Annotated in this window: 11 protein-coding genes and 1 riboswitch; of the genes, 9 read left to right on the forward strand and 2 right to left on the reverse strand. The window is 66.1% G+C overall.

What is annotated here, in order from left to right; all coding sequences use genetic code 11:
* Positions 1 to 2: 2 nt before the first annotated feature.
* Positions 3 to 344, reverse strand: a complete 342-nt coding sequence (locus ACO05L_RS09110; protein WP_421728864.1) for a hypothetical protein — start codon at positions 342 to 344, stop codon at positions 3 to 5.
* Between the two features lie 8 nt (positions 345 to 352).
* On the opposite strand from ACO05L_RS09110, the gene ACO05L_RS09115 reads away from it, so the two are divergent.
* The 3 genes from ACO05L_RS09115 to ACO05L_RS09125 all read left to right on the forward strand — a co-directional run bounded on the left by ACO05L_RS09115 (position 353) and on the right by ACO05L_RS09125 (position 1,963).
* Entirely contained in the window at positions 353 to 907 is a 555-nt protein-coding gene (locus ACO05L_RS09115; RefSeq protein ID WP_421728865.1) for a GNAT family N-acetyltransferase, read from the forward strand.
* A 121-nt stretch (positions 908 to 1,028) separates the two neighbouring features.
* Complete coding sequence (gene rpmF, locus ACO05L_RS09120; protein ID WP_421728866.1) at positions 1,029 to 1,211, forward strand: 50S ribosomal protein L32; 183 nt, start codon at positions 1,029 to 1,031, stop codon at positions 1,209 to 1,211.
* Between the two features lie 131 nt (positions 1,212 to 1,342).
* Complete coding sequence (locus ACO05L_RS09125; RefSeq protein ID WP_421728867.1) at positions 1,343 to 1,963, forward strand: hypothetical protein; 621 nt, start codon at positions 1,343 to 1,345, stop codon at positions 1,961 to 1,963.
* 15 nt (positions 1,964 to 1,978) lie between these two features.
* Here ACO05L_RS09125 and cobU read toward each other — a convergent pair whose 3' ends face one another.
* On the reverse strand, positions 1,979 to 2,524 hold the full coding sequence (gene cobU, locus ACO05L_RS09130) for a bifunctional adenosylcobinamide kinase/adenosylcobinamide-phosphate guanylyltransferase (protein WP_421728868.1): 546 nt from the start codon (positions 2,522 to 2,524) through the stop codon (positions 1,979 to 1,981).
* 5 nt (positions 2,525 to 2,529) lie between these two features.
* Positions 2,530 to 2,736, forward strand: a riboswitch (cobalamin riboswitch).
* Between the two features lie 153 nt (positions 2,737 to 2,889).
* Here cobU and ACO05L_RS09135 point away from each other — a divergent pair.
* Genes ACO05L_RS09135 through ACO05L_RS09160 form a run of 6 tightly spaced genes read left to right on the forward strand, consistent with a single transcriptional unit; the run spans position 2,890 to position 9,106 of the window.
* Positions 2,890 to 4,869, forward strand: a complete 1,980-nt coding sequence (locus ACO05L_RS09135) for a TonB-dependent receptor plug domain-containing protein (protein WP_421728869.1) — start codon at positions 2,890 to 2,892, stop codon at positions 4,867 to 4,869.
* Between the two features lie 5 nt (positions 4,870 to 4,874).
* Entirely contained in the window at positions 4,875 to 5,852 is a 978-nt protein-coding gene (cobD, locus tag ACO05L_RS09140) for a threonine-phosphate decarboxylase CobD (protein ID WP_421728870.1), read from the forward strand.
* The gene (cobO, locus tag ACO05L_RS09145; RefSeq protein WP_421728871.1) at positions 5,849 to 6,469 is read left to right on the forward strand and encodes a cob(I)yrinic acid a,c-diamide adenosyltransferase; all 621 of its coding nucleotides are present in this window, start codon (positions 5,849 to 5,851) and stop codon (positions 6,467 to 6,469) included. Before cobD ends, cobO begins: the two co-directional genes overlap by 4 nt.
* Entirely contained in the window at positions 6,469 to 7,359 is an 891-nt protein-coding gene (locus ACO05L_RS09150; protein ID WP_421728872.1) for an ABC transporter substrate-binding protein, read from the forward strand. Before cobO ends, ACO05L_RS09150 begins: the two co-directional genes overlap by 1 nt.
* Entirely contained in the window at positions 7,359 to 8,342 is a 984-nt protein-coding gene (locus ACO05L_RS09155; RefSeq protein WP_421731664.1) for a FecCD family ABC transporter permease, read from the forward strand. Before ACO05L_RS09150 ends, ACO05L_RS09155 begins: the two co-directional genes overlap by 1 nt.
* Positions 8,339 to 9,106, forward strand: a complete 768-nt coding sequence (locus tag ACO05L_RS09160; RefSeq protein ID WP_421728873.1) for an ABC transporter ATP-binding protein — start codon at positions 8,339 to 8,341, stop codon at positions 9,104 to 9,106. Before ACO05L_RS09155 ends, ACO05L_RS09160 begins: the two co-directional genes overlap by 4 nt.
* The last annotated feature ends 13 nt before the right edge of the window (positions 9,107 to 9,119 follow it).

The raw sequence follows: 9,119 nt of genomic DNA on the forward strand, positions 1-9,119 counted from the left end.
CCTCAGATCCAGAGCGGGTCGCCCAGGCCAATCACGATCAAGGCGACCGCGACAACCACCCAGGCCAGGGGGGAGCACAGCAGTATCCATGACGCCCGCTCTTTCCGGAACGCGAAGGCGATCCAGGCGGTGATGGGCGCCATGACCACCACGAGGGGCGAGGTCAGCATCAGCCACAAGAACAGATAGATGCGCCCGTTGGGGCCGCCATCCGTCACCATTCCCGCCATCAAGACCAGTAGCAGGGACGGCACGACCAGCAGGGCGGCGGCGACCGTGCCGATGATGAGCCAGAGGCGCAGGCGCGCGCTGCGGGGAGGATGCGTCGGGTCAAGCTTGGCCATACGGGCAATTGACCTTCTTGGCCCGTCGCGGCAAGGGCGAAACCATGGAGATCGTCACCGCCCGTCTGAGACTGCGTCCGGCGCGCATGGACGACTTGGAGGCGATGCACGCCGTCCTGGCGCATCCAGACGCCATGCGCTGGTGGTCGACCCTGCCTCACGTTGAGATCAATCAGACCCGCACCTGGCTTGGGTCCATGATCGAGAACGCCGACGCAGGCGCCGCGGACTTCGTCGTCGAATATCAGAGCCAGGTTATCGGCAAGGCCGGATGCTGGCGCCTGCCCGAGGTGGGCTATATCCTGCATCCACGCGCCTGGGGGCAGGGGCTGGGCCGCGAGGCCGTGAGCGCCGTCATCGACCACGTCTTCGCCACCTGCGACGTCCAGGCCCTGAGCGCCGACGTGGACCCGGCCAACACCGCATCGATTCGCCTGCTGGAGAGCCTGGGCTTCGTCAGGACGGGCCAGGCTAATGCCACGATACTGGTCGGCGACCAGTGGATGGACAGCCTGTATTACGCTCTTGAGCGGTCTTGCTGGTCTTCGCCTGTGAAGGGTTGAACTTTCGTCCGACCTGGGGCATAAGCCCGCGCTCGCTGGCGGCTCTTCGAAGGGCCGCCGCTTCTGTTTTTCGCGCCGCTGTTCCGATGGTCGCGCAACCTTAATACGAGATGAGACGGACATGGCCGTTCCGAAGCGCAAAGTATCGCCCTCGCGTCGCAACATGCGCCGCTCCCACGACGCCCTCGGTGTGAATGCCTACACCGAGGACAAGGACACGGGCGAGCTGCGCCGTTCGCACCACATTGATCTGAAGACCGGCACCTATCGTGGTCGCCAGGTCCTGACGCCCAAGGAAGACTAGGTTTTCACGGGCGCGCCGGAACTCTTCGGCGCTTGAAACTCTTGAACGGCGCGCGAGATAGCCTCGCGCGCCGTTTTCGTGCTTTCTGCGCTGGTTGTCCTTGCGCCGCACCTCTTTTGCCCGGAGCCGTCATGATCCGACTGACCTGTCTCGCCTCGATCTCCCTGCTGGCCTTGGCGGCCTGTAACGCTCCCGAGCCCGCAGCGCCCGCCCCGGCGGCATCCGATCCTGCAACGGCTCCGATGGCTCCCGACGCGTCCGAATCACCCGCCGCCGATGTGCTGACCAGCGCTGGCTGGGGGCCGTTGCGGGTAGGCATGACTGTGGCTGAAATCACGGCCGTCGCTGGCGCCGATGCAAATCCCGATGCGGTCGGCGGCGCCGATCCCGCAACCTGCGACGAGTTCCACCCCGCTCGCGCCCCCGAAGGCCTGCGCGTCATGATCGAGGACGGCCGATTGGCGCGAATCACCGTGGCCCGCAATGCGGCGATCAAGACCGATCGCGGTTTCGGCGTCGGGTCGTCGGCGACCGACATCAAGGCGGCCTATGGCGGCGGCGTGGTGGCTCAACCCCATAAGTATGTGGGCCCGCCGGCCGAGGATCTGTTCGCGTGGAGCCAGGGCGGGTCGACCGCCTATGTTACCGACGCCAACGCCCGCGGCATTCGCTACGAGATCGACGGCGAGGGCAAGGTGTCGATGATCCACGTTGGCGGCCCGGCCATCCAACTGGTCGAGGGCTGCTCCTGACGGCACAGTCCGCCCTCAGCGCCCCTTCAATGTCATAGCCAGCCCCGCGACAACGAGGATGGCCTCATCGGCTGCCCCGGCAATATCTTGATGCAGACGTCCGGCATGATCTCGGAACTGTCGCGCCAGGGCATTGTCGGGGACGATCCCCCAGCCGACCTCATTGGATACGAGCCAAAGCCTCGCCGGGGTCACGGCGACGGCCTGAACCAGGGCGGAGCAGGCCGTCGGGATGTCGACGTCTGCGGCCATCAGGTTGCTGAGCCATAGGGTCAGGCAGTCGACGACGGCGACATCGTTCTTGCTCAGACCTGAAATGGCTCCGACGAGGTCCAAAGGGGCCTCCAGCGTAAGCCAATGTTCGTCTCGGTCGGCTTGGTGTCGGGCGACGCGGTTGCGCATTTCGTCATCGAGGGCCTGGGCCGTCACGATCATGGTCGGGCGGCTGGTTTCGCCTGCCGCGGTCTCGGCCTGAGCCTGGGCATAGGCGCTTTTGCCGGATCGGGCTCCTCCAAGAACCAGAGTCGTTGTCATCCAGCCTCCTTGCCGTTGCTGAAGCATTGGCCTATGGCGGCGCTGCGACAGGTTCCCCAGGGATGGGGATTAATAGGGAACTCGGGTGTGAACCCCGGGCTGCCCACGCAACTGTAAGCGGCGAGCCCGCGCACCAATAGCCACTGGGGCCCAACGGCGAAAGCTGAAGGACCTGGGAAGGCGGTGCGCACCGGCGTTGACCCGCAAGCCAGGAGACCTGCCCGTCGTGGTCGTCCTTCGCGCGGACGTGGTGTGCCGAGCGAAACGGGATCTACCCGAATGACGACGTCTGTTGGGCCGCGTTCGCGCGCGGTCGCGACTGGGCGCGTCTGTGTGTCTGATCGCGGCTGTTCGCGGGCCGGCTCGTTGTCGAGCTAGGGATTGGACCCGCTATGAGACCTGAACTTTATCTGAGCGCCGCTACGGCTGCGTTGCTTTTGACGGCTACGACCGCATCCGCCGAGACCGTCGGGGCGTCTGTCGAAATTGCCGGACCCGGTGATGCGACCCAACTGGCCGATGTCGTCGTGACGGCCAATCGTTCGGCCCAGGCGGCTGATCGGGTGGGCCAGTCGGTCACCGTCATCACGACCGAACAGATCGAGGCCAACCAGACGGTTGCGGTCGCCGACCTGCTGACCCGCACGCCAGGTGTCAGCCTGTCGCGCAATGGCGGCATGGGATCGACCACCTCGCTGCGCATTCGCGGAGCCGAGGCTGATCAGACGGTCGTCGTCATTGACGGCGTCAAGCTGAACGACCCGTCCGGTACGGGCGGCGGCTATAATTTCGGCAACCTGCTGGTCGGCGACATTGCTCGCATCGAGGTGCTGCGCGGCGCCCAGTCGACCTTGTGGGGAAGCCAGGCCATCGGTGGGGTGGTGAACATCATGACCGCCGAGCCGACGCAGCCCTTCCAGGGCTCGGTCGACGCCGAGGTCGGATCACGCGGCACGCGTTATCTGCGCGCAGGGGTCGGCGGCGTGACCGACAGGGCCACCTGGCGTCTGGCGGCCTCTCACTACGAAACGGACGGCTTCTCGACCTACGCCGGTGGAACCGAGGCGGACGGCTACGACAATTTCGGCCTCAGCGGCCGGGCCAATATCCGTCTGATCGAGGGCGTATCGCTCGATCTGCGCGCGGTCTATTCCGATGGCAAGGCCGGCATCGATGGCTTCCCGGCGCCCCTGTATGCGTTCGCCGATACGAGAGAAACCGTCAGCACCAAGGAACTGGTCGCCTACACAGGCCTCAACTTCAACCTGTTCGACGGCCGTCTGAGCAACCGTATCGCCTATGCCTATACCGACACCGAGCGTCTGAACGAGGACCCTTCCCAACCCGCGACGCCGGTCACCTTTGAGGCCCGCGGCGAAAACAATCGCTACGAATACCAGGGCGTGTTCGACGTCCGCGAAGGCTGGACTGTCAGCTTCGGCGCCGAGCGTGAGGAAAGCGAGTTCCGCAGCGCCTCGCCATCCTCGTTTGACCCCAATCCGACGCCAGCGAGCGCCTCGGTCGGCATCGACGGCTACTACGCGCAGGTCCAGGCTGAGGTCATCGACGGCCTGACACTGACGGGCGGAGTGCGTCGCGACGAGCACGACACCTTCGGCGGCAAGACCCTGGGACAGGCGGCCCTGGCCTGGTCGCTGAACGACGGATCGACCGTTCTTCGCGCCAGCTTCGGTCAGGGCTTCAAGGCTCCGAGCCTGTATCAGCTGTATAGCGAGTACGGGAACACGGCCCTTCAGCCAGAGGAGGCGGACGGCTGGGACGCCGGGATCGAACAGCATCTGCTCGACGAAAGCCTGATCCTGTCGGCGACCTATTTCGCGCGCGAAACGACCAACCAGATCGACTACGTCTCCTGCGCCAGTTCGGTCACGCCGGCGACAGCGCCGCTGTGCTTCGTCAACGGCGTTCGCCGCTTCGGCTATTACGGCAATACCGCCCTGACCGAAGCCGATGGCGTGGAACTGTCGGCAGATTATGAGATCGGCGGCTTTTCCGTCCGGGGCAACTATACCCGAACGAACACCGAGAACCGGACGCCCGGCGCCAATCTCGGTCGTCAGCTTGCCCGCCGTCCCGAGGACGCCGCCAACCTCACGCTGGGCTACGTCTGGCCGTTCGGCCTGTCGGCCTCGGTTGCCGTCCAGTACGCCGGAGCCAGCTTCGACAATGCGTCGAACGCCACCAGGCTTGACGACTACACCCTGGTCGATCTGCGGGCCTCGTATCCGCTGAACGACATGGTCGAGATCTACGGCCGCATCGAGAACGTCGGCGATGAAAGCTACGAGACCACCCGTGGCTACGGCGTTGCTGGACGCGGGACCTTCGTAGGCGTTCGCGCCCGGTTCTGATCCTGATGGCGTCGTGCATCGCTCACGGTGGCCGACTGGCCAGGGCGCAGGCGGATTATCCGTCTGCGCCCGCGCTCTGGCTGGACCTGTCCACCGGGATCAATCCCGATGGCTGGCGGCGGGGCCGGCCGGCTCTGGAGAGTCTGGGCCGTCTGCCCGATCCGGCCGACACCCAGGCCCTCGAAGAGACGGCAGCGACGGCTTTCGGCGTTCGTGCCGAGAGCGTCGTGGCCGTGGCCGGGGCCGAAGCCGCCCTGAGGCTTCTGCCGCAAATCCTGCCGGTGAGATCGGTCGCCGTCGCTTCACCGACCTATGGCAGCCACGCGGATGCCTGGACCCAAGCGGGGAAGTCAGTCCTCTCAGTGGCGCGCGAGGTGCTGTTCGAAACCGAGGCCGACGCTCTGGTGATCGTCAACCCCAACAACCCGGACGGCGCGATCCTGCAAGGCTCCGAACTGGTCGCGCAGGCGCAGGGGCGTTGGCTGATCATCGACGAGTCCTTCATCGAGGTGGCGCCAGACCTCAGCGCCGCTTCTTTGGCGCAGGATCGGACAGTCGTCCTGCGATCCTTTGGGAAATTCTATGGGTTGGCCGGCGTTCGCCTGGGCTTCGTAATCTGCGAACCTGCCCTAGCTCAGGACATCCGTCGCCGCGTCGGCGATTGGCCCGTGGGGGCCGACGCCATCGGCATGGGCCGCGCCGCCTATGCCGATCATGGCTGGGCAGAGAGGTCCCGCTTTTCTCTGAGCCGGGCTGCTGCGCGGCTGGACCGCATGCTGGCTGCAAATGACTATGAGATCGTCGGCGGAACCAGTCTGTTCCGCCTCACACGCAGCGCTGACGCCGTTGGCCGCGCTGACCGGCTGGCCCAGCAGGGCGTCCTGGTACGCACCTTCGCCCACGACCTGACCCTCATCCGCTTCGGCCTGCCGGGCCGGAGACACTGGCGGCGCCTTCAAGCCGCGCTGGAGCAATCGACATGACCGATGTCCCCGACATGCCGACGACCGAACTCGCCCACACCGAGGCGATGAAGACCCTTCAGGCCGAGCGGCGCGAACTCATGCGCTCCAAAACCGAAGAGCGTGGCCTGCTGATCGTCAATACGGGCGACGGCAAGGGCAAATCCACGGCCGGCTTTGGCATGGTCGCCCGCGCGCTCGGCTGGGGCCAGAAGGTCGGCGTGGTTCAATATATCAAGGGTAAGTGGATCACCGGCGAACGTCAGTTCTTCCGCAGGTTTCCCGATCAGGTCCGCTATGAGGTGATGGGCGAGGGTTTCACCTGGGACACCCAGGACCGGGCGCGCGACATCGAGGCGGCCGAGGCGGCATGGGCGGTGTCTCTGGAGATGATCGCCGATCCTGAGATCGACTTCGTCCTGCTGGACGAGCTGAACATCGCCCTGCGCTATGACTACCTCGACATAAACGCGGTCGTCGCCGGGTTGGTGGCGCGTCCTCAGGGCAAACACGTCTGCATCACCGGCCGCAACGCCAAGCCGGAGCTTCTGGCCGTCGCCGACCTCGTCACCGAGATGACCCTGGTCAAACATCCCTTCGATCAAGGGGTCAAGGCGCAGCGAGGCGTCGACTTCTGATGATGCTTGACCGCCGAATGCTGATGACCGGCGGCGTGGCTCTGACCGTAGCCGGGTGTGGTGTCGAGCCCATGCCCCCCGGCGCGGGGATGACGCCTGTCAGTCCGCAACGGGTCGTGTCGCTCAACCCCTGCCTCGACGTCATTCTGGTGCAGGTGGCGGACCGCTCTCAGATCGCTGCCCTCAGCCACTATGCTCGCGAGGATTACGGCTCGACGATCGCGGATGTCGCCCGAACCTTGCCGTTCACCTACGAGACGGCCGAGGAGGTTCTGGCTCTGAGGCCCGACCTCGTCCTGACCGGACGACACTCCAGTCTTGCGACCCGAAATGCACTCGGTCGGCTGGGCATCACCGCCGCTCTGTTCGGCGTCCCGGACACGATCGACCAGAGCCTGGATCAGGTGCGCCAGGTCGCCCGGCTGGTCGGACGCCCTGAACGTGGCGAGGCTCTGGTCGCCCGCATCGAGGCGGCCCTGACCGCCGCAGAGCCCGCGCCGGGAACTCAGCCGCTTTCAGCCCTGGTCTTCATGCCTGGCGGCTTTGTCTCGGGCCCCGGAACCCTGATGGACGCGATGATGACGCGGATGGGTTTTCGAAATTCCGCCTCGGACTATGGCCTCAGACGCTCGATGAACCTGCCGTTGGAACTGGTGGTGGCCAATCCGCCCCAGGTCCTCCTGTCCGGCGAACCCTATCCCGGCGCTCCCAGCTGGGCCGAGCGTGTGATGGAGCATCCGGCACTGGCTCGCGTCACTGGCGATCTGCAGCGGGCCGTCTTTCCTGAACGGCTGCTGTTCTGCGGCGGCCCAGTTCTGATCCAGACCGCTGCGGCGCTTGCGCGGGCCCGCCAAGCAGTCTTGGCCGATCAACTGGGGCTCCAGGGATGATGCCCGTGAACCGATCGCTTTTGTACGCGGTGCTGCTGATCCTGCTGGTCGTCCTGTCGGGGATCAGCCTGATTTCAGGCAAGGTCTGGGTGCCCTTCAGCGCCTGGAGCCAGCCGGAGCTTGATCCGCGCTGGGCCATCGTGTTCGAGCTTCGTCTGCCGAGGACCTTGCTGGGCATCGCCGTGGGCGCCGCTCTTGGTCTCTCAGGCGCTGTGCTGCAGGGCTATACGCGCAATCCTCTGGCCGATCCGGGGGTGCTCGGCGTGTCTTCCATGGCGGCGCTAGGCGCGGTGCTAACCCTCTATTACGGCGTGACGGCCGTTGCCCCCTGGGCCTTGCCGGTCGCGGCCATCGGCGGTGCGTTAATCGGCGTGGGCGTCCTGATGCTCTTGTCGGGATCGGCGTCGAGCCTGGTCACCTTCATCCTGGCGGGCGCCGTCCTGAACATCCTGTCGAGCGCCGGGGTGTCTTTGGCTTTGTCCCTGGCCCCCAACCCCTGGGCCGTCAACGAGATCGTTGACTGGTTGATGGGCTCCCTGGCGGACCGCAGTTTTGAGGAGTTCAAGATGGCCGCGCCGCTGATCGCGGCCGGATGCGCTCTGCTGCTGACGACGGGCAGGGCGCTCGACGCTCTGACCCTGGGAGACCTGGGCGCCCGGTCGCTGGGCGTGTCCATGCCCCGGACCCGGTGGACTTTGGCCCTGGGCGTGGGGCTGGCCGCGGGCGCGAGTGTGGCTGTTACGGGCGTAATCGGCTTTGTCGGCCTGGTGACGCCGCACCTGCTGAGACCCCTGGTCGGGGCCCGGCCCGGAGCCTTGCTGGTCCCCAGCATCCTCGGCGGGGCGGTGATCGTGCTTGCCGGCGACATTGTCGTCCGCATGACCCCGGCGGCAGGCGAAGTGAAGCTTGGCGTCGCCATGGCCGCTCTCGGCGCGCCATTCTTCCTCACCCTGCTGCTTCGTTTGCGGAGGAAGATCGCATGAGCCTGTCCTGCACGAACCTCAGGGTCGCCATCGGCGAAAAGGCCATACTGTCCTCCGTCAACCTGTCCATCGCACCCGGCGAGGTCACCGCCGTCGTCGGCCCCAACGGCGCCGGCAAGTCCACGCTGCTGAACTGCCTGGCAGGCTTGCGAGTGCCGACCTCGGGTGTGGCGCAACTGGACGGTGTCGCACTGACCGCCATGAACCCGCGTGACCGCGCCCGGCGCCTTGCCTTCCTGCCGCAGACGCCCGAGATCGCTTGGTCAATCGAGTGCCGGACCCTTGTCGAGCTGGGCCGCACGCCCTTCATCGGCGCACGAGGTCAGGCTCAGGACGACCAAGCTGCCGTCAACCGGGCCATGGCCGCGGCCCATGTCACCGACTTTGAGCACCGCATCGTCGATACCCTCTCCGGAGGCGAGCGGGCGCGGGTGCTGATCGCGCGCGCCCTGGCCGGAGAGCCCGAGTGGCTGCTCGCCGACGAACCCCTTACCGGGCTGGATCCTGCACACCAGATCGACGCAGCGGCCCTGTTTCGACAGCTGGCCGACGGCGGGGTGGGGGTGATCGTGACCTTGCACGACCTGTCGATGGCGTTGAGGATGTCTGACCGGATCATCGTCCTGGCCGACGGAGGCGTCGTGGCTGACGAGCCGCCCGCCACGGCTCTGTCGCCAGAGATTCTCCGACGCGCCTATGGCGTCGAAGCGACCCTGACACAGGGCCCAGGCGGCCCGCTGATCGACGTGATCCGGCGTGCGTAAAGCGGCGCGAATC

Origin of the sequence: Brevundimonas sp. (assembly GCF_965227765.1) — a bacterium.
Taxonomy (GTDB): Bacteria; Pseudomonadota; Alphaproteobacteria; order Caulobacterales; family Caulobacteraceae; genus Brevundimonas.